The organism is Microvirga sp., assembly GCF_014699075.1.
Lineage (GTDB): Bacteria > Pseudomonadota > Alphaproteobacteria > Rhizobiales > Beijerinckiaceae > Microvirga.
The window spans coordinates 24,819-42,839 of sequence record NZ_JACXAB010000003.1 but is presented as its reverse complement, the minus strand read 5'-3'; the positions used below and the strand labels follow the sequence as shown (position 1 = coordinate 42,839).

23 protein-coding genes and 1 tRNA gene are annotated in these 18,021 nt (G+C 62.3%); 14 read left to right on the top strand and 10 right to left on the bottom strand.

All coding sequences use genetic code 11. The features are described 5' to 3' along the window. Positions 1-7: 7 nt before the first annotated feature. The 4 genes from gpt to IC232_RS05805 all read left to right on the top strand — a co-directional run bounded on the left by gpt (position 8) and on the right by IC232_RS05805 (position 3,927). Entirely contained in the window at positions 8-514 is a 507-nt protein-coding gene (gene gpt / locus IC232_RS05820) for a xanthine phosphoribosyltransferase (protein ID WP_190843991.1), read from the top strand. Between the two features lie 18 nt (positions 515-532). Continuing rightward, complete coding sequence (locus IC232_RS05815) at positions 533-2,089, top strand: AMP-binding protein (RefSeq protein WP_190843990.1); 1,557 nt, start codon at positions 533-535, stop codon at positions 2,087-2,089. 110 nt (positions 2,090-2,199) lie between these two features. Then, the gene (locus IC232_RS05810; RefSeq protein ID WP_190843989.1) at positions 2,200-2,493 is read left to right on the top strand and encodes a hypothetical protein; all 294 of its coding nucleotides are present in this window, start codon (positions 2,200-2,202) and stop codon (positions 2,491-2,493) included. Positions 2,494-2,697: 204 nt separating this feature from the next. Further along, positions 2,698-3,927 (top strand): porin, encoded by a 1,230-nt coding sequence (locus IC232_RS05805; RefSeq protein WP_190843988.1) that lies wholly within the window; start codon positions 2,698-2,700, stop codon positions 3,925-3,927. Positions 3,928-4,576: 649 nt separating this feature from the next. Here IC232_RS05805 and IC232_RS05800 read toward each other — a convergent pair. Together IC232_RS05800 and IC232_RS05795 are read right to left on the bottom strand one after the other, a co-directional pair. After that, a complete protein-coding gene (locus IC232_RS05800) occupies positions 4,577-4,729 on the bottom strand; it encodes a hypothetical protein (protein WP_190843987.1) in 153 nt (50 codons plus the stop codon). Between the two features lie 101 nt (positions 4,730-4,830). After that, the gene (locus IC232_RS05795; protein WP_190843986.1) at positions 4,831-5,019 is read right to left on the bottom strand and encodes a hypothetical protein; all 189 of its coding nucleotides are present in this window, start codon (positions 5,017-5,019) and stop codon (positions 4,831-4,833) included. Positions 5,020-5,447: 428 nt separating this feature from the next. Between IC232_RS05795 and IC232_RS05790 the strand changes: the two genes are divergently transcribed. Further along, complete coding sequence (locus IC232_RS05790; protein WP_190843985.1) at positions 5,448-5,843, top strand: response regulator; 396 nt, start codon at positions 5,448-5,450, stop codon at positions 5,841-5,843. A gap of 101 nt (positions 5,844-5,944) precedes the next feature. Continuing rightward, a complete protein-coding gene (locus IC232_RS05785) occupies positions 5,945-6,319 on the top strand; it encodes a hypothetical protein (RefSeq protein WP_190843984.1) in 375 nt (124 codons plus the stop codon). 45 nt (positions 6,320-6,364) lie between these two features. On the opposite strand, the gene IC232_RS05780 is transcribed toward IC232_RS05785, so the two are convergent. Continuing rightward, entirely contained in the window at positions 6,365-6,589 is a 225-nt protein-coding gene (locus IC232_RS05780) for a NepR family anti-sigma factor (RefSeq protein ID WP_190843983.1), read from the bottom strand. A gap of 252 nt (positions 6,590-6,841) precedes the next feature. Between IC232_RS05780 and IC232_RS05775 the strand changes: the two genes are divergently transcribed. Beyond that, entirely contained in the window at positions 6,842-7,009 is a 168-nt protein-coding gene (locus tag IC232_RS05775) for a hypothetical protein (protein ID WP_190843982.1), read from the top strand. Positions 7,010-7,517: 508 nt separating this feature from the next. On the opposite strand, the gene IC232_RS05770 is transcribed toward IC232_RS05775, so the two are convergent. The 4 genes from IC232_RS05770 to IC232_RS05755 form a co-directional block, all read right to left on the bottom strand. Then, positions 7,518-8,645 (bottom strand): calcium-binding protein, encoded by a 1,128-nt coding sequence (locus tag IC232_RS05770; protein ID WP_190843981.1) that lies wholly within the window; start codon positions 8,643-8,645, stop codon positions 7,518-7,520. 204 nt (positions 8,646-8,849) lie between these two features. Then, positions 8,850-8,935: transfer RNA gene (locus IC232_RS05765), tRNA-Leu, on the bottom strand. 66 nt (positions 8,936-9,001) lie between these two features. Next, positions 9,002-10,189 (bottom strand): FAD-dependent oxidoreductase, encoded by a 1,188-nt coding sequence (locus tag IC232_RS05760; protein ID WP_190843980.1) that lies wholly within the window; start codon positions 10,187-10,189, stop codon positions 9,002-9,004. Next, complete coding sequence (locus tag IC232_RS05755) at positions 10,190-10,453, bottom strand: zinc-finger domain-containing protein (protein ID WP_190843979.1); 264 nt, start codon at positions 10,451-10,453, stop codon at positions 10,190-10,192. A 148-nt stretch (positions 10,454-10,601) separates the two neighbouring features. Between IC232_RS05755 and IC232_RS05750 the strand changes: the two genes are divergently transcribed. Both IC232_RS05750 and IC232_RS05745 read left to right on the top strand, forming a co-directional pair. Next, positions 10,602-11,366 carry an alpha/beta fold hydrolase gene (locus IC232_RS05750; protein WP_190843978.1) on the top strand — a complete coding sequence of 255 codons (765 nt, stop codon included), beginning with the start codon at positions 10,602-10,604 and terminating at the stop codon, positions 11,364-11,366. A 59-nt stretch (positions 11,367-11,425) separates the two neighbouring features. After that, entirely contained in the window at positions 11,426-11,917 is a 492-nt protein-coding gene (locus IC232_RS05745; protein ID WP_190843977.1) for a class I SAM-dependent methyltransferase, read from the top strand. Positions 11,918-11,919: 2 nt separating this feature from the next. On the opposite strand, the gene IC232_RS05740 is transcribed toward IC232_RS05745, so the two are convergent. Then, positions 11,920-12,720: an enoyl-CoA hydratase gene (locus tag IC232_RS05740; protein WP_190843976.1), complete on the bottom strand. Its 801-nt coding sequence runs from the start codon at positions 12,718-12,720 to the stop codon at positions 11,920-11,922. Between the two features lie 124 nt (positions 12,721-12,844). Between IC232_RS05740 and cysE the strand changes: the two genes are divergently transcribed. The 3 genes from cysE to IC232_RS05725 all read left to right on the top strand — a co-directional run bounded on the left by cysE (position 12,845) and on the right by IC232_RS05725 (position 14,574). Beyond that, the gene (cysE, locus tag IC232_RS05735; protein WP_190843975.1) at positions 12,845-13,681 is read left to right on the top strand and encodes a serine O-acetyltransferase; all 837 of its coding nucleotides are present in this window, start codon (positions 12,845-12,847) and stop codon (positions 13,679-13,681) included. Positions 13,682-13,771: 90 nt separating this feature from the next. Continuing rightward, the gene (locus IC232_RS05730; protein WP_190843974.1) at positions 13,772-13,984 is read left to right on the top strand and encodes a DUF3126 family protein; all 213 of its coding nucleotides are present in this window, start codon (positions 13,772-13,774) and stop codon (positions 13,982-13,984) included. 59 nt (positions 13,985-14,043) lie between these two features. After that, positions 14,044-14,574, top strand: a complete 531-nt coding sequence (locus IC232_RS05725; RefSeq protein ID WP_190843973.1) for a gamma carbonic anhydrase family protein — start codon at positions 14,044-14,046, stop codon at positions 14,572-14,574. A 74-nt stretch (positions 14,575-14,648) separates the two neighbouring features. On the opposite strand, the gene IC232_RS05720 is transcribed toward IC232_RS05725, so the two are convergent. Continuing rightward, the gene (locus IC232_RS05720) at positions 14,649-15,332 is read right to left on the bottom strand and encodes a transglutaminase-like cysteine peptidase (protein ID WP_190843972.1); all 684 of its coding nucleotides are present in this window, start codon (positions 15,330-15,332) and stop codon (positions 14,649-14,651) included. Between the two features lie 283 nt (positions 15,333-15,615). Between IC232_RS05720 and IC232_RS05715 the strand changes: the two genes are divergently transcribed. Together IC232_RS05715 and IC232_RS05710 are read left to right on the top strand one after the other, a co-directional pair. Beyond that, positions 15,616-16,431: a rhomboid family intramembrane serine protease gene (locus tag IC232_RS05715; protein ID WP_190843971.1), complete on the top strand. Its 816-nt coding sequence runs from the start codon at positions 15,616-15,618 to the stop codon at positions 16,429-16,431. Between the two features lie 137 nt (positions 16,432-16,568). After that, complete coding sequence (locus tag IC232_RS05710) at positions 16,569-17,000, top strand: CBS domain-containing protein (protein WP_190843970.1); 432 nt, start codon at positions 16,569-16,571, stop codon at positions 16,998-17,000. On the opposite strand, the gene IC232_RS05705 is transcribed toward IC232_RS05710, so the two are convergent. Next, a complete protein-coding gene (locus tag IC232_RS05705; RefSeq protein WP_190843969.1) occupies positions 17,001-18,011 on the bottom strand; it encodes a patatin-like phospholipase family protein in 1,011 nt (336 codons plus the stop codon). Positions 18,012-18,021 lie beyond the last annotated feature (10 nt).

The following is an 18,021-nucleotide window of genomic DNA, read 5'->3' as shown; positions in this document are numbered from 1 at the left end:
CCAACCGATGTCCCCGACCTCTCCCAAAGCCTTCCCTGTCTCCTGGGACCAGTTCCACCGCGATTGCCGCGCCCTTGCCTGGCGCCTGGCCGCGGCTGGCCCGTTCGAGGCGATCGTCTGCATCACCCGCGGCGGCTTGGTGCCGGCCGCCATCGTGGCGCGCGAACTCGATGTCCGCCTCATCGAGAGCGTCTGCATCGCGAGCTATCACGACTACAAGAACCAGGGCGAGCTTCAGGTGCTCAAGGACATCGCGCCTGCCATCAAGGCGCTGGGCGATGGGACGGGCAAGGGCGTGCTCGTGATCGACGACCTGACCGATACCGGCAAGACGGCGAAGATCGTGCGCGACATGCTCCCCAACGCGCATTTCGCCGCCGTCTATGCCAAGCCCGCCGGACGCCCGCTCATCGACACCTTCGTGACGGAAGTCAGCCAGGACACCTGGATCTACTTCCCCTGGGATATGGGCCTGGCCTACCAGGCGCCGATCCGCGAAGGCTCGGCCGGTTAACCTGTCAGGAGCGCGCCCGTGGCTGAGTTCGACATCGCGCGGACGCGCAAGACCCTGTTCGGAGCGCTCCTCGACGCGAGGGATCGCTTTGGCCGCAACAAGGTCGCCCTCGAGGATCTGGAGCGCCAGCCGATCACCTTCGGCCGCCTCGTTCTGGGCTCGCTGGTGCTCGGGCGCAAGCTCGCGAGCCTGACGAAAGAGCGCGAGAACGTCGGCGTGCTGCTGCCGAACGTGCAGGCCATCGCCGTCACCCTGTTCGGGCTCAATGCTGTCGGGCGTGTCCCGGCCTTCCTGAACTTCACGGCCGGCCTCAAGAACCTGAAAGCCGCCTGTGAATTGGCCGGCATCGGGACCATCGTCACCTCCCGCCGCTTCATCGAGCAGGGCAAGCTCGACGACATCATCGAGGCTCTGGGAGAAGGGCGCAGGATCCTCTGGCTCGAGGACGTCCGCGCCGAGCTCACCAGCTTCGACAAGATGCGCGGGCTCGTGGATTCATGGATGGCGCGGCGGGTCCATGCCGGTGCGAACATCCAGCCCGACGATCCGGCCGTGCTGCTCTTCACCTCCGGGTCGGAAGGCGTGCCGAAGGGAGTGGTTCTCTCGAACGCGAACCTCGTGGCGAATGCCTACCAGGTCAAGGCCCTGGCGGGCGACGTGCTGAGGGACGACGACGTCTTCTTCGATCCGCTGCCGATCTTCCATTCCTTCGGCCTTTCGGCCGGTCTGCTGACGGCCGTGCTCAACGGCATGAAGTCGGTGCTCTATCCGAGCCCGCTGCACTACCGGCAGATCCCGAAGCTCGTGGCGGGAACGCGCGCCACGGTGATGCTCGCCACCGATACTTTCCTTCAGGGCTATGCCCGCGCGGCCGGCGAGAACGATCTGGCGAGTGTGCGCTTCGTGATTGCAGGCGCCGAGCGGGTGAAGGACGAGACGCGCCGGCTCTGGGACCGGCACGGCACCGTCATCGTGGAAGGATACGGCGCCACCGAATGCTCGCCGGTGATCGCCTGCAACCTTCCCGATAGCAATCATCCGGGCACGGTGGGGCACGTGCTGCCGGGCATCGAATGGCGGCTTGAGCCTGTCGAAGGAATTCACGAGGGCGGACGCCTGCATGTGCGCGGTCCGAACGTGATGAGGGGCTATCTCGACCCGGCCGCGCCGGGCGGCATCCTGACGCCGGTCGAGGGCTGGCACGACACCGGCGATATCGTCACCGTCGATGACGGGATCGTGACGATCCGGGGGCGGGCGAAGCGCTTTGCCAAAATCGCCGGCGAGATGGTGTCGCTCGCGGCCATCGAGGCAACCGTCCAGTCTCTCTGGCCCGACAGCAATCATGTGGTGGTGGCGATCCCGGACCCGCGCAAGGGCGAGCAGATCGTCCTCATCACCGACAGGCCGGACGCTGATCGCGACGTGCTCCTGGCCCATGCCAAGGACCATGGTTTTCCCGAGCTTTGGGTGCCCCGCTCGATCCTCGTGTCGAGCATTCCCGTGCTGGGCTCGGGGAAAACCGATTACAGTGCCGCGGTCGACCTGGCGAAGCGCCTGCAGCCCATGCTTTAGCGGCTTCAGGCCTCCTTTGGGCCGGGGGCTCACGGTAACAAAGCTCCGCTTGAGGCGTTGTCATTCTCGGGATGTGTTCCCCTGGAACGCCCCTTATGAAGGTTATGACGATGCAGAAGATTGCTTGTGTTCTGGCCCTCCTGGTCATGGCATCGAGTGTCCAGGCCCAGCCCCGGCCGCTGACTCCCAGCCTGACCTGCAGCCAGGCCCGCGGTCTCGTCCTCTCGCGGGGTCAGGTCGTTCTCGGGACCGGCACCCATACCTACGATCGCTACGTCGCCGACAGGCGGTTCTGCCTGCGCAACGAGATGATCGAACCGGCTTTCGTGCCGACCCGGGACACGCTCCAATGCCCGGTCGGGTATACGTGCCGTGAGTTCGAACTGGATTTCTTCGGAGACTGACGCGGTGGATGAGTGTGTCCATATGTTGAGTTTGGGCCACACCCCTGAAAATATGCGTGCCGGCCTGCCTGGAATGCTTATCTTTTCAGCAGATTGCCCGTCGCGTGAGCGGATCTGAAGCGAGTCCGTATTGCGCAGGACGTGAGCGTGAGTATGGTCACGTTTGTAAATGGGTCTCGGACCCAGACTTCTTTGGAGAAACCCATGAAGCTCGCTAAGAGCCTCTTTCTTGGAACGGTCGCAGGGCTTGCGGCTGTCGCGGGGGCACAAGCCGCCGACCTGCCGGTTGCCAAGTCTGCTGCTGTCGAATATGTTCGCGTCTGCTCCACCTACGGCTCAGGCTTCTTCTACATCCCGGGCACGGAAACCTGCCTCCGGGTTGGTGGCCGCGTCCGCGCCGAGTACCAATACCTCGAGCCGCAGGCCCGAGAGGATGCCTCGATAGGCTTCCTCGCTCGTGGCCGCGTTCAGCTCGACGCCCGCACCGCCACCGCTTATGGCCTGCTCCGCGCCTTCGTGCGTATGGAGATGGACCGTCGGTCCGGCGTGTACGGCACCGGCACCTCGACGAACATCGCTCAAGCCTACATCCAGTTCGGCGGCCTGACAGCCGGTCGCACGACCTCGTTCTTCACCAACGGGGACATTGCGAACGAGAACTGGGGTACGCTCCGCTTCTACGACTATCCGGATGTGAACCTGCTGGCCTACACCTTCTCCTTCGGCAACGGCTTCTCGGCCACCCTGTCGCTGGAAGAGGGCTCGTTTGCCACCAACGAACTCACCCGAGAGGTCATCAATCCGGTCACAGGCCTCCCCGTTACGCTTGCTGGCGGCCAGAGGCTGCCCGATCTTGTCGGCAACGTGAAGTATTCCGGCACCTGGGGTTCGGCTCAGCTCTCCGGCGCTCTGCACCAGTCCCGCAGCAACGCAATCGTCGGCGGCGAATACGTTGACAGCGAACTCGGCTGGGCCGTGTCGGGCATGGTCAACGTGAACCTGCCGATGCTGGCTGAGGGCGATGCCCTGTGGCTTGCCGCGACCTATGCCGACGGTGCCCTCGGCTATCTCGGCTTCGATCCGGATGTCGCGGTCGGCAGTGCTTCGGGAACCGTCTTCGACGCATATATCGGCCCCGATGGTGAGATCGAGACCGGTCGCGGCTGGTCGCTCGCCGCTGGCCTGAACCACTACTGGACGCCGACCATCCGTCAGAGCCTGTTCGGCTCCTACGCTCGGGTCGAGTACGGCACAACTGCTCCGTCGGCCGACTTTACCGAGTGGCGCGTCGGTTCGAACCTGATCTGGTCGCCGGTTTCCGGCCTCGATATCGGTGTGGAGGCTCTCTACTCGAACCTCAACCCGCGCGGCATTCTCGGCGAAGATGACGATGATGCTTGGGAAGGCCGTCTGCGCATTCAGCGCGACTTCTGATCGGTTTACTCCGGTTTTGTGGAAAACCCCGGTGGCGACACCGGGGTTTTCTCATTCTGGTCATCTTCCTTGTGAAGGCTCCTTCCGCCGTTCAAAACGGGCTCCGCAGCCAATGGAAGAGACAATGCCGACAATGCTCAGAACCTTCATTGCCGCATCGCTTGTGGTTGGGCTTTGCGGATGCGTTGGTGCGGCCGGGATCTCCACCTGGGAGTACCAATCAGGCCCTGGCTATGAGACCTCACGCGCGCAGGGAAACCGGATTCAGGTCGATGCATCCCAGGGCCTCACGCATGAGGCCTGTACGAGCGTGCGCAGACGGCAGATTGCTGCATCGGGGGAAGTCACGGAAGCCGATCTGAGAGCCTGCCGGTCCAACTAGCCGAGTGCGCGGACCGAAGGAACGAACCTTCACCTTGACCGTTGGCATGAGGTCAATTCCACTTCGGGAGAAAATCCTCATGAACAACATCATCTGGCTTATCGGTGCAATCGTTGTGGTCCTCGCGATTCTGTCGTTCCTCGGACTGCGCTGAAGTCGAATTTTGAACCTGCAGGACAGAGTTTCGCATGCCATGCGCTGTCCTGCAGTTCTCCTCATGTCAGGTCACGTGCAATGATGTCACTGACCTAACGGCAGGTCAGCCGTTCACTCCAGAAGAACGAACACGACTGACACGACATTCATGGTGGCCAAGAGGCCGATCAAGACCGTGAACAGCGGAATGTACCGCCTGCGCAAGACTCCAGCGCTGCCCCCATCTTCGACGTCCGGCTCCGAATAAGAGTTCCTGAAGGTCATCCCCCGTTCGCTCCTTGGGCTTACCTTGCGTTAGGTCAGGCACAATGAGCCCAGTTCGGCGCTTTCGACGTGCGGTTTCACACAAGCCATCGTCGGAAGAGTCAGTGGCGCGTCGCACTCTTCTGGATTTGGAGGAGTTGCCCTTCGATCGCCCGCATCCTTGTCATCAGGCGGTCCAGTTCGGAGAGGAGCAGCTTCTCGTCCCGGCGGGCCTCCTCGACCGCTTCCTGCGAGGAGCCATGCCGGATCCTGTGCAGAGCATCAGCCAGCTTGCGGTCGAGAAGCCGCATGTGATGCTCCAAGTCCAGAAATTCCTGGTGAAGCTGGGTCTCCTTGAACACGGCGGGGATCTCACGTGAGAACAGTCGGTTCAAGCTTAAGCTACAGCCTGGAAGGCGGTTCCTCTAGGGCAATAAAGCCATATGAGAAAAATTCTCTAAAGCCAAGCTGAAACAGACGCCTGTGTTCACCGTTCTGTGATGAGGGTATTCGCCTGATCGCGCCCTGCGCTCGGGCACGTTGATTATTCGCAGCCCTGTAGAGGATGCGCTCGAAAGCCTTGCCGCTTCCGACCGCATGCTGAGTTCTGGCTGTATCGTACCGGCTGTCCGCATGGCGTTTCCGGAGCCGGATTTTTCCCATCCAACAGAAAGCCTGAGGGTTGTTGATCCCTCATCACTGGGCTTCAGCACACTCAGACTGGAAGAGGAGACGACTTATGGGACAGAGAATTGAGCCTCATCGCGTGGCCTTGATCGTCGAGGATGATTTCGAAGTCAGGGGCTTGGCGGCAGCTCTTCTCGAGGAAACGGATCTCAAGGTCGTCGAAACCTCCAGCGCCGAGGAGGCGCTGGATTATTTGACCCGCCACTCCGAGGAAGTGGCCTTCCTTTTTGCCGATCTTCGCCTCCCTTGCCTGATGGATGGAATGGATCTGGTGCGAACCGTGCGGCTTAAATGGCCCTGGGTCCGCACGGTGCTGACCTCCGGCAGGCCTTTGGACGATGAGACCGGTGATGTTCCCCGCGACGTCCGGTTCATGCCCAAGCCCTGGAGAGCGCTTGAGGTTTTGATGGAAGCGGAGAGAGCTTCCCAAACGTATCGGAGAAACTGACGGCGGCCGGCTTGATAGCCTTTCCACATGGTGTGGCAGGGCGGCGTGGAACCTAGGCGCTTGCCGGGAATTGGCGTCAGCAGTTCGAAAAGGATTGACTAATGCCGAACACGTCTATCGCCACCGGATCTTTCCAGTCCCGCAGTGAGGCCAATCAAGCGGTCCAGCGCCTTGTCTCGGCCGGGTTCGCTCGCAACAGTATCGAGCTTCATCGCCACGATGATGATGAAGGCTATGACCTGGAGATCCACACGCGACAGGAGAACGTCAGACGGGCCGAGCGCCTGATCCACGACGCTTCCATGCCGCTCTACGCCGTGCGTCAGACGGCCTCCGGGGTCGTCCAGACTGCCAAGTCCTATCCTTTCGTTCTGCTCGGAGCCGGAATTCTGGCAGGGTTTCTGATCTACAGCCTCGTTCCGAAGGAGGCGGCCTCGTCGAGTCATCCGCAACCGCGAAACCGTCGCAGGCGCTGAGGCTAAGCACCTTTTGAGAGATATGAACCACTGAGCCGATGCGGCTCAGTGGTTTTCATTTCCTTCGCGCAAATGCGCTCTTTCAAGCCTCTCCAGTAACTGCCTGATACGATCCGGAGCAGGCTCCTTCAGGATGCTCTGATAACTGTGCTGAAGGTGATGCCCAAGATCCTTCAACAGATCGGATTGCCCAGTTGCCGTCAGGCCATTGGAACCGATGCTCCAGCCCGTGTTGCCTGCTGCGGCATAAGGGTGGTGCGGTTTCGGCATTGATGACCTCCCTGGCCTTTGTCCATCATGACCGAAGAACGGGCAAGTGTCAGTTGGGTTGCGGCTAAGTTTCTGACAAAGAATAGTTTTTCAATGCCACCCAGATTTCTGTGTCTACTCCGGGGCTGATGCCCTATGGCTTCCGGACTACCTTTGTGTGGGCTTCTCCCAAGGGCAGGCGACTGCCGGTCGCATTGGCTTGAACTCGGTCATACGTCAAAGCTCAGCTTCGAGGTGGCTGGGGGCTGCGGGATGCGTGAAGTTCTGATGATCTATCTGTGCGGCGTGATTCTGCTTCTCGCAGTGTCGACCATGATCAATGACGAGGAAGATATTGGCCTCGATCACATCCTGATCGCCGGGTTCGGCTGGCCAATTCTGACGCCGCTGCTGGCCCTTCGGGCCTGGCACAGCCGCTAAGATTCACGCGATGTATGGGTACCGCAGACAGGGGTGTCCTGAGGACCCGGAAGATAGCTAATTGCGTGAGAGTGAAGAACGCGGGGTACAACGATACCCGATGGGACATTGAGCTGAATCGGCCGTGGGCACCCATGCCGGATCCAGGGTCTCGCCGATGGCGCAGGATCCAGAGGACCCGACATAGCGATCATAGGTGAAAGGCCCTGTGCTAAGAACAATGGCTCTCTGCGAGGCGACAAGGCCCTGCGCCTGAGCACAGGACATTCTCAGGGTCAGCGGGCGGCTCTGCGCCCATGCATCGGCACTCGCCGATACAAAAAGCAAAATAGCCGCTGCGTTGATCCAACGAGGCAAGAAGGAGCCGGGGAGCATCGTTCATCTCCAGAAGTGCTGATCGGAGGCGCGTTTGACCATATCTAATGGCTGCATCGCTTGGTGTGCTGGCATGCACACCAAGCGCTTGCGATCACAGCACCGGTGTTCCCTGGATTCGATGAGGTTTTTACTAGAACACCTGGAAATCCAGCGATGTCATTCTCAGTCCCACCGCGAGTTTCGCGAACGCAACCTGTTCAGTCGCGCCGGTGCCGTCCTGATCATAATAGAGAAAACCATTGGTCCGATCATAGATAATACGATCGCTCGCGTCATGTGCTTCCGTTCCAGTCCAGAAAGCCGAAGACCTCAACTGACCCTCACGTCCTAGACCTGTAAACGCCTTGTCGTTCAGCAAGAATGTATCCCCGGCGACCGAGAAGTCCCGAATATTATCTACGTCTGGCAAGCCTTTCGGGACTGCATGATAGACGAAGACGTCCATTCCCGAGCCGCTCCGAAGAATGTCCGCGCCCGATTGGCAATAAAGACGATCGTCACCGCTACCGCCATTGAGAGCATCAGTGCCGGAGCCGCTGTCCAAAGTGTCGTTGCCACTATCGCCATTGAGAGCATCGCTGCCGGATGCGCCGGTCAACATATCGTTGCCATCGCCACCAAACAAAACATCATTACCGGAACTACCACTCATCCGGTCATTTCCGGGTTCCCCGTAGAGACGGTCATTCTCCCTTCCGCCGATGATCCGGTCGCTCCCAATACCACCCATGATCCGGTCAGTGTTATCCGTTCCAAAGAGGGCATCGTCCACGTCCATATACTGGAGTTGCCCATAGAGAGGGGCATCGGACCTGCTGACACTATCCGGAAAGCTCGTGGTCAAGTTCAGGCCGACCGAATGGAGCACCGATGCGACAACGGAATTGCTGTTCAGGTCTCCTCCGGGAGCTTCGCGAAAGATGTCGATGCTGTAGTCCAGATCCGCTTTCTCGATGTTGTTGGCATGCTGGACCATGACCTTCCAGACATCGTTGGCGTCTCTGGTGCCGAGATCGAGAACTTCGCGGTGCCTCTCCTCGGGGGTGTCCGAGCCTCTCCTGTCGACGGAGGTCGCCAGATTGGCATCGACCAGAGTCTCAAGGTCGCCGTTCGACCCCGCGGTGCCTCGGATCACCTTCTCCGAGATGACACGTCCCTGTTCATCCGTGACGGTCTTGACGAGGTAGAGGTGGACGAAGCCGCTATCGATTCCCTCGAATTCAACGGGCTTGGCCTCGATGGCAATCACGGTGGGCATGGGCAGACTCCTACAATGGCTCGGGTCGCCCCGGGCACTTCATTTCTCCTTGAGAGACTTTGCTGATGGCTTTGCCGTTCCGGCAAAATCCTTGGAATTCGGCGTTTTGATTGTCGCAGCCGCCTGAATTTAGCGCAGGCAAAGGTCGGCTCTCGGAATCTGCGCCGCTTAAGATGGTGCCGGTAATGAGTGGGATCATGTATTTGGTGCGGACGGCGGGGGTCGAACCCGCACGGGCATAGCCCGAGGGATTTTAAGTCCCTTGCGTCTACCGGTTTCGCCACGTCCGCTTCGGGGAAGAGGGTTATCGGGCTGCGGGCTTGAGCGCAAGCCCAACCGTGCGCGCCGGATCTTCCTCAGTCCGGGGTGCGGAAGCCGTAGAGCCAGTCGTAGCGCTTCGTCATGCCCTCAGCGCCGAGACGGCGCATGACCTGATCACGCCCGAAGGCAATCAGGGCACCCGCATGGTAGATGCGCCCGTTGGTGTAGGCCTCCTTCTGGACACGGGTGGCGCGCCCGAGGCGCTGCTTCTCATAAGCCGAGAGAGCCTGCGGTATATCGGTCGGGCTCTCGCGCAGCATAGAGGCAAGAGTCGCCGCCTCTTCGATCGCCATTGCGGCTCCCTGGGCGAGGAACGGCAGAACCGGGTGGGCGGCATCGCCGAGAAGGCCGGTCCGGCCCTTGGCAAGGCGCCCGGCCGGATGATCGAAGAGCGACCAGCGCAGCCATTCTTGCGGCCGTGAGAGAAGGTCGCGCAGGGCAGGGGCGGCCGAAGCATAGCGGGCGAGCAGATCCTCCCGCCGGCCTGGAGCGGCCCAGCCCTCCACCGGCGTGGGGCTTCTCTCGATGGCGACAACATTGATCAACCGGCCTGCGGCAATCGGGTAATGCACCACATGGCCCCGTGACCCGAGCCAGAGGCCCGTTTCGTCCCCTGCGAGTTCGGCGGGAGCAGCGCTGCGCTCAAAGGTGGCGCGCCAGGCGACATAACCGCGATAGGCGGGCTGCCCCCTGTCGTCGAGTTGCTGGCGGACCTTCGACCAGACGCCATCGGCGCCGACGATCAGATCGGCCGTGAGAGTCTCCTGCGCTCCGCCGGCGGAGATCCAGGTGACGGAGGCTTGTGAGGAGGCAGTCTCGACGCTCTCCACCGTTCGTCCCATGACAAGCCGGATCGATGATTCGGAGCGGACGGCATCGAGCAGGATCGTCTGGAGATCGGCGCGGTGCACGACCCAGTAGGGTGCCTCGAACCGCTCGCGCATGAAGGCGCCAAGGGCTACCTCGCCGATGCGCTTGCCCGAGCGGATCGCGCGCACGACCACGCGCTCCGGCTCCGTCGCCGCCCGACGAAGCGCCGGCCCAAGCCCGAGCTTGATGAGGATGCGGCTGGCATTGGGTGACAGCTGAAGGCCGGCTCCGACCTCGCTGAATCCGGTCCTGCGTTCGACGAGCGTGACCGAGTGCCCCTGCCGGGCCAAGGCCAGAGCCGCCGTCAGGCCGCCGATGCCGGCGCCGACGACCGCAATCGAGAGATGCTGCACTTAGCGCGAAGCGGCCGAGCCGGCGAAATCGGGCTCCCAGACGCATTCGGCCGGGCGGGCCTCGTCAAACTTCAGAGAGGGATCGTATTTGAACAGGGTCGAGCAGTAGGAGCAGATCGTCTCTGTGTCATAGCCCATGTCGATGAACACATGGGGATGATCGAAAGGAGGCGTCGCTCCGATGCACATGAACTCCTTCGAGCCCACGTGAATGACGGGAACGCCCGGATCGTTGTGGAAGTGGGGAGTGCCTTTGTCAGCCATTGCCGTTGCCCTGAAGCGTTGAAATTTGGCGCACCATAATGGCCGATCGGCCATGCGCCTAGAGCAAATTTCCAAGCGTTGCGTCCGACGCCGGGGGTGCTTAGGGTGCGCCGAGCTTCCTCCTCAGGTTCCAACACCCACCGGTCCGATGCGCTACTTCAATTCCAACGGCGTCAGCATCGCCTATGTCGACGTTCCGCCTCATGAGGGGCAGGGCGATCCGATCCTGCTCATCCACGGCTTCGCGTCGAACCATGCGGTGAACTGGGTCAACACCCTCTGGGTGAAGACCCTCACGCGGGCCGGATACCGGGTCGTCGCTTTCGACAACCGGGGGCATGGGGAGAGCGAGAAGCTCTACGATCCAGAGGCCTATAATTCCTATCGCATGGCGGAGGACGGCCTGCGCCTGCTCGATCATCTCGGCATCGAACGGGCCGACGTGATGGGCTATTCCATGGGCGCGCGGATCACCGCCCATATGGCGCTCACCGCCCCGGAGCGGATGCGCTCCATGCTCCTCGGTGGTTTAGGGATTCACCTCGTTGAGGGTGTCGGCCTGCCGCTCGGCATCGCCGATGCCATGGAGGTGCCCTCCCTCGCCGACCTCACCGATCCCATGCAGCGCATGTTCCGGGCCTTTGCCGAGCAGACGGGCAGCGACCTCAAGGCCTTGGCCGCCTGCATCCGCGGGTCGCGGCAGGTGCTGACCCGGGAGGAGGTCGCCACCATCACGCTGCCGGCCCTGGTCTCGGTCGGCACCAAGGACGATGTGTCGGGCTCGGGGCCGGAACTCGCCAGGCTGATCCCGAACGCGACTGCACTCGACATTCCGGGGCGCGACCACAACCTCGCCGTGGGCGACAAGGTGCACAAGCAGGGCGTGCTCGACTTCTTGGCGCAGCGTCCTTGAGGCGCTCGCCTTTCCTTTGAAAAAGACCTTCCCGTAGCCCGTCCCGGCAGGAGTGACGAATGACCCGACTTGATTCTGTCATCCGGCGGCTGACCGCCCAGCGCGACCTCCTGAATTGGGCGGCTCAGGAAATCGGTCCGACAGGGCTGGTTCTCGAACTCGGCCTCGGCAACGGCCGCACCTACGATCATCTGCGGACCAGATTGCCCGGCCGTGAGATCTACGCCTTCGAGCGCTCCCCGGCGGCCCATCCGGATTGCTATCCGCCCGAAGGCTACCTGATCGTTGGGGACATCTTCGAGACCTTGCCGGCCTTCATCAAGCGATTGGGACAGGGCTCGGCGGCGCTGATCCATACTGATATCGGCACCGGCGACGAGACGGCCAACCGCCAGCTTGCTCTGCGGCTGTCGCCCCTGCTCGATTCCCTGCTCCAGCCCGGTGGGCTCCTGATCGCGGACCGTGCCTTCGAGATGCCATCCTGCACCGACATCTCGTCCCAGACGAGCGTGCCGGAGGGCCGTTATTTCGTGTATCGCCGGAATACCTGAGCTTACCGGCCTGTGAAGACCGGCCTGCGCTTTTGCAGGAAGGCCTCGCGGCCCTCCACGGCATCGGCGCTATCGAAGCATATGTCGGCAAGAGCCACGGAATCGGCATTCGGGTGCGCCACGCCGGCGGCTTCGTCGATAGCCGCCTTGGCAGCCCTGATCGTCAGGGGCGCGTTCTCCGCAATCCCCTCGGCAAGCGCCCGCGTGACCGATTCGAGTTCGTCATCCTGAACCAGCCGCTGCACGACGCCGAGGCGATGTGCCTCTTTGGCGTCAAGCCGCCGTGCCGTGAAGAACAGGTCCTTCGCGGCGGGCGCGCCGACGGCAGCGGTCACGAGCTTCATGGCACCGGGAGGATATCCGACCCCGAGCCGTGCGGCCGGAATGCCGAAGACGGCACTCTCCGAGGCAACCCGCAGGTCGCAGGAAAGGGCAAGGCCGAAGCCGCCGCCGAGGCAGAAGCCACGAATCATGGCGATCACGGGTTTGGAGCAGTGGGCGACGGCCCAGAAGGCCGCCTCGTTGGCGGCCTCGTAGAGGCGGCCGCCCTCGGCGTTAGCGCGCACCGTCGCGAACTCGGCGATATCGGCACCAGAGGCGAAGGAGGCTTGTCCGGCGCCCCTCAGGATGATCACCCGGATATCCGGATCCCGGTCGAGAGCCTGCATGAGCGACGGGAAGGCCTTCCACATCTCCAGGTCCACCGCATTGTGCTTAGCAACGTTGTCGATGGACAAGGTGGCAATGCCGCCGCTGGGCGAAACGCCAAGCTTGGATGTCGCTGACGAAAAAGAGTAGGTCATGGCTCGTTTGGATCTGTAGTAAGGGCCTCGGCTTCTTATCTATGTTTGAGGCAATAGCCCATCCTGCGGAAAACCAGCCCTGGTTTTCCGCAGGATGGGCCAGCATAGCCGGCAGGAGACGATCATGACACAAACCCGCCTGAAGCCGGGAGCCCCCGATGCGGTGGCCGGAAAGGTCGATCCGGTCTGGGACCGTCTCCGCTCCGAGGCCGAGGCCATCGTCCAGGCGGAGCCGGCGATGGCTGGCTTCGTGCTGAGCGCCATTCTGCACCAGCCAAGCCTGGAGGCTGCGGTGATTCACCGGGTCGCCTCACGGCTGGGCCATGCGGCTTTGCCGTCCGACATTATCGAGCAGGTTTTCCTCGAGGCCGTGGAGAACGACCGCAGCATCGGGGCGGCCATGAGGGCGGACATCAGCGCCGTGCTCGACCGGGATCCCGTGGTCACCCGGGCCGTCGAGCCCGTGCTCTACTTCAAGGGTTTCCACGCCATACAAACCCATCGGCTGGCTCACTGGCTCTGGAAGAGGGGGCGGCAGGATTTCGCCCTCTACCTTCAGAGCCGCTCGTCCGAGGCTTTCCAGACCGACATTCATCCGGCAGCCCGCATCGGACGCGGCATCTTCCTCGATCACGCGACGGGGCTCGTGGTGGGCGCCACCGCGGTCATCGAGGACAATGTCTCGATGCTCCAGGACGTGACGCTGGGCGGAACCGGCAAGGAGCGGGGCGACCGTCATCCCAAGATCCGCCAGGGCGTGCTCATCGGGGCCGGCGCCAAGATCCTCGGCAATATCGAGGTCGGCCATTGCGCGAGAATCGCCGCAGGCTCTGTCGTGCTCAAGCCCGTGCCCCATAATGCCACGGTGGCCGGTGTTCCCGCCAAGGTCGTTGGTACAGCCGGATGCGCGGAGCCGGCCCGGTCCATGAATCATTGTTTCTCCGACACCGACGGAATCTGAGGACGGGATCCGTCCGGGACCTAACGCCGCTTGCTCGCGTTTGCCGGGCATGGCAAGTGCAGCAACCGTAGAGTTAAGAAAGGACCTGTAGTGGATAAAACCGAGATGGCTAAAGTCGAGCGCTACCTGCGCCAGACCTTTGCGAACCACTCGATCCGCGTCGTCGGGCGGCCGAAGAAGGCCGATTCAGCGGAAGTTTACATCGGTGAGGAATTCGTCGGCGTTCTGTTCGTCGACGACGAGGATGGGGACCGCTCCTTCAACTTCACCATGGCGATCCTCGACACGGATCTCGAGGATTAGGCGCTTTTTCGCAGCAGGCCTCCCTCGAGGTCCTGCTGCTTTTCTCTGCTGGACCATCGATGCCGATCTACAGCCTCGACGACACCGCTCCGATCCTTCCTGAACCCGGTCGCTTCTGGATCGCTCCGGATGCCCATGTGATCGGCAAGGTCCGGCTGGGGCAGGATGTCGGCGTCTGGTTCGGCGCCGTGCTGCGGGGCGACAACGAGCTTATCGATATCGGCGAGGCGACCAACATTCAGGAAGGCGCGCTGCTTCACACGGACATGGGCGCGCCGCTGAGCGTCGGTGCAGGATGTACCATCGGGCACAGGGCCATCCTCCACGGCTGCACTCTCGGGGAGAACTCCCTGATCGGCATGGGCGCCACGGTGCTCAACTACGCGCGCATCGGCGCCAATTGCCTGGTGGGTGCCAATGCGCTCGTCACCGAAGGCAAGGTCTTTCCCGATAATTCTCTGATTGTCGGCGCTCCGGCGAAGGCAATCCGGGTGCTGGATGCCGAGGCCATCGAGCGGCTTCGCGCGTCTGCCAGGAGCTATGTGGAGAACTGGCAGCGCTTCGCCCAAAAAATAAGGCGGATCGACTGATCCGCCTGAAGTCTTCTGACATCGATTGTGGGGAAATGAACAAGCCGGCGCTTGAAAACGCCGGCTTTGAAATCTTAGCGATTTGCCGTGGTGGTCGGCGACGAGACGATGCCGCCCAGCGAAACCCAGCCGGTCGCGTCCTGGCTCTCGCGCTTGATGTAGACATAGCCGGTGCGGTGCCAGGGCAGAACCGAGGAAATCTTGTTATCGAGGACGAAGTCGCCGCGGTTGGTGCGAACCATCAGCACCGCATGGCCTTCGCCGAGTTCGTCGATCACCACCGTCATGCGCATGGCCCGGCGGGGCAGGCCGGCCTCCACGAGCAGGCGGCGCTTCAGAAGCTGGAAGTCCTCGCAGTCGCCCTTGCCGTCATCCGGGAAGCCCCAGGTGTCCACGACACCGAAGTGATCCGCGTCCGTCACGGCCTTGATGCTCGAGTTCACGCGCTGATTGATCGACACGATGGTCTTCCACGCCTGAGGCGTCAGCTCGATCCTGTCGGCTTCCGTCACATCGACGGTGCATTCGGAACGGAACTTCTCGCAAAACTGGGACCAGCCGAGGAGCGGCTTGGCAGCGCCGACGCTCGAGATCGGGGCGCTGTTGACGGGCAGGGACGCAAGGGTTTGGGCCTGAGCGGCAGCACCGGAAAACAGGAGGGAAAGTCCAAGGAGAACTGTTTTGATGAATGTGCCGGAAAACGCCGACTTCTCATTTAAGCCACAGAAAAGGCCGTTCTTGAAATAATCCTGCCGCATGCCCCACCAGCCGGTTAACGTTCTTTTAACCAAACTGACATGGTTACATTTGGGGCTCAAGCGGAAAGTAAAAGGTGAGTTAACGCGTCGCGCTTCGACCGGTTCCGTTATGGTTAATAAAAATTATCAGGGGCACAGGTTGGAGGCAATCAGCCTTCCTCTTCGTTAAGCTCTTCTGCCGCTAAGTAGTTGGTTTTTCTCGACTGAGAGGCCAAATAGAGGTTAGGTCGCGCCACCACCCCTCCGGAAATCCCCCGGCAGCCGTCTCGTACAAAAGTATTGCATGTCTCCACACCCGACCCGTGCTCGTGAGCCGATCCTCAACCTCCCTGCCGTCATCGGTCTCTGCCTCGTGGCGCTGATCGGCATCCATGCCGTCCGGCTGCTCCTGTCCGACGAATCGGACTTCATGCTGATCATCGACTGGTCGGTGATTCCGGCCCGCTTGTCCGCGGCCTTTGGAAGCGTTGAGGTCGAGGACGTGATGAGGCCCCTGCGGGAGGGCGTGGCGGACGACACGATCACGCCGCTGATGGCCCTGGCGCAGTATGTTCTCGAAGGCCAGGAGGGCAGGCCCTGGACGGCTTTGACCTATGCCTTCCTGCATGGGTCCTGGGCCCATGTGCTGATCAACAGCGTCTGGCTGGCTGCCTTCGGGACGCCGATCGTCCGCCGTTGCGGCGCCGGGCGGTTTTTCATCCTCTCGGCCGTGTCCGCGATCGCTGGAGCGGTTCTCTACGCGGTTATGAACCCCTTGCAGGTTCTGCCGATGATCGGCGCCTCCGGAGCCGTGTCGGGTCTCATGGCCGCGGCCTCCTGGTTCATGTTCGCCCCGGCCTCGTGGCATTGGGAGGGGCGCCTGACGCAGCCCCACGAGCGGCCCCGGGAAACCCTGGGGCACATGGTCCGCAACCGGCAGGTTCTGATCTTCCTCGGGATCTGGTTCGCGGCCAATTACGTGTTCGCCTTCGTCCAGCCGTTGGGGATCACGGATGCGAGCATTGCCTGGGAGGCGCATCTTGGCGGTTTCCTCGCGGGTCTCGTCCTTTTCCCTCTGATCGACCCGCTCCCCGCTCGAGCCAAGCGCATCTCGGCTTGAAACAGATGCCGTTTGCGCTGATCATCCGGTAGCTGACGTAGGGTTCGCACCCAAAGTCATGGGTGCGGAACCCGACTTCAGCCTAGCGGATGCGAGGGCTGACGGTCCTTTGCCGTTCGCGCAACGGGAGGGAATCAATGATCGTCAATCGTATTCTTTCGCTCAAGGGCCGCGACGTTGCGACCATCGAACCAAGCCGGACTCTCAGTGAGGCGGCCAAGGTTCTTGCCGAGCGCAGGATAGGTGCCCTTCTCATCGTCGATGGTCAAAGGCCCGTGGCGGGCATCATTTCCGAACGGGATATTGTGCGGGCGGTGGCAAACCATGGCGCCAAGGCCCTGGAGGAGCCCGTCTCCCGCTTCATGACGGAGAAGGTTTTGACCTGCACGGGGGAAACCCCGATCCCCCACGTGATGGAGCTGATGACCCAGCAGAAGTTTCGGCACGTCCCCGTCGTCGAGGGCGGCCGCCTCGTCGGCATCGTGTCGATCGGCGACGTGGTGAAGGAACGGCTCGAAGAAGTCGAGGCAGAGGCGACGGCGATCAAGGAATACATCGCCACGGCCTAGTTAACGCGGCTGCGATTCCTGCAGCAGTTCAAGGATATCCGGCAGGGCGCGCTCCGTGGCCTGCCGGCCCAGGGTGATGCATTCCTGGGCTCTGTGGAACTCGAACAGCCCCATCTTGGCGAGCTTCGGCGCGACCATGATGTCCGGCGGATCGCCGGCCAAACGTGAGCGGGCGATGCGGTCCTGGGTGATGTTGAAGGCGTCCACCATCACGGTGGCCATCCCGGGCGCATTGGGCTTGCTCTGCTTCTCGCTCCGGCTGCCCGGAAAGATGCCCCAGCGCCGCGGGGCTGCCTCGATCACCTCTTCGATTTCCTTCTCGTCACTCGACCCGGCATCGTACGACTGGATGACCGTGCCGCGCACGCGAACCTCGCCGTTGAGGTTCACGCAGATGACGATGTCGGCCCCCAGGGCGCGGGCGGCGGTGATCGGGATCGGGTTGACCAGAGCGCCGTCCATGAGCCAGCGCCCGCCGATCAGAACCGGATCGAACACGCCGGGAAGGGCATAGGAGGCGCGCATGGCCTGGACGAGGGGGCCGCGCGTCAGCCAGATCTCGTGGCCACTCACGAGTTCGGTCGCGATAGTGCAGAACTTCATCGGGAGGGCTTCGACCCGTTTGTCGGTCAGGTCCCGGTCGAGGAGGCTCTGCAGGCGTCCGCCGGCGATGAGGCCGGCGCCGCTGAAATGGAAGTCGAGGAGGCCCATGACGCGCCGCTTGGTCAGCGAAAGGGCGAAGGCCTCCAGCTCGTCGAGCTTGCCGGCCGCATAGCAGCCGCCGACCACCGCGCCGATGGAGCATCCGGCGATCACGTCCGGAACGATGCCGGCTTCCTCAAGAACCCGCAGGACACCGATATGGGACCAACCCCGTGCCGCGCCTCCGCCGAGTGCCAGGCCGATTCGGGTCTTGGCCCGAGGATCGCGCTCGACAGGTGCCTTGATCTCCGTCACTCCGCCTCCGCCCCCTGAACCGGCGCTGCGCCGGGCAATCCCGTCCCACAACATTGATCAACTC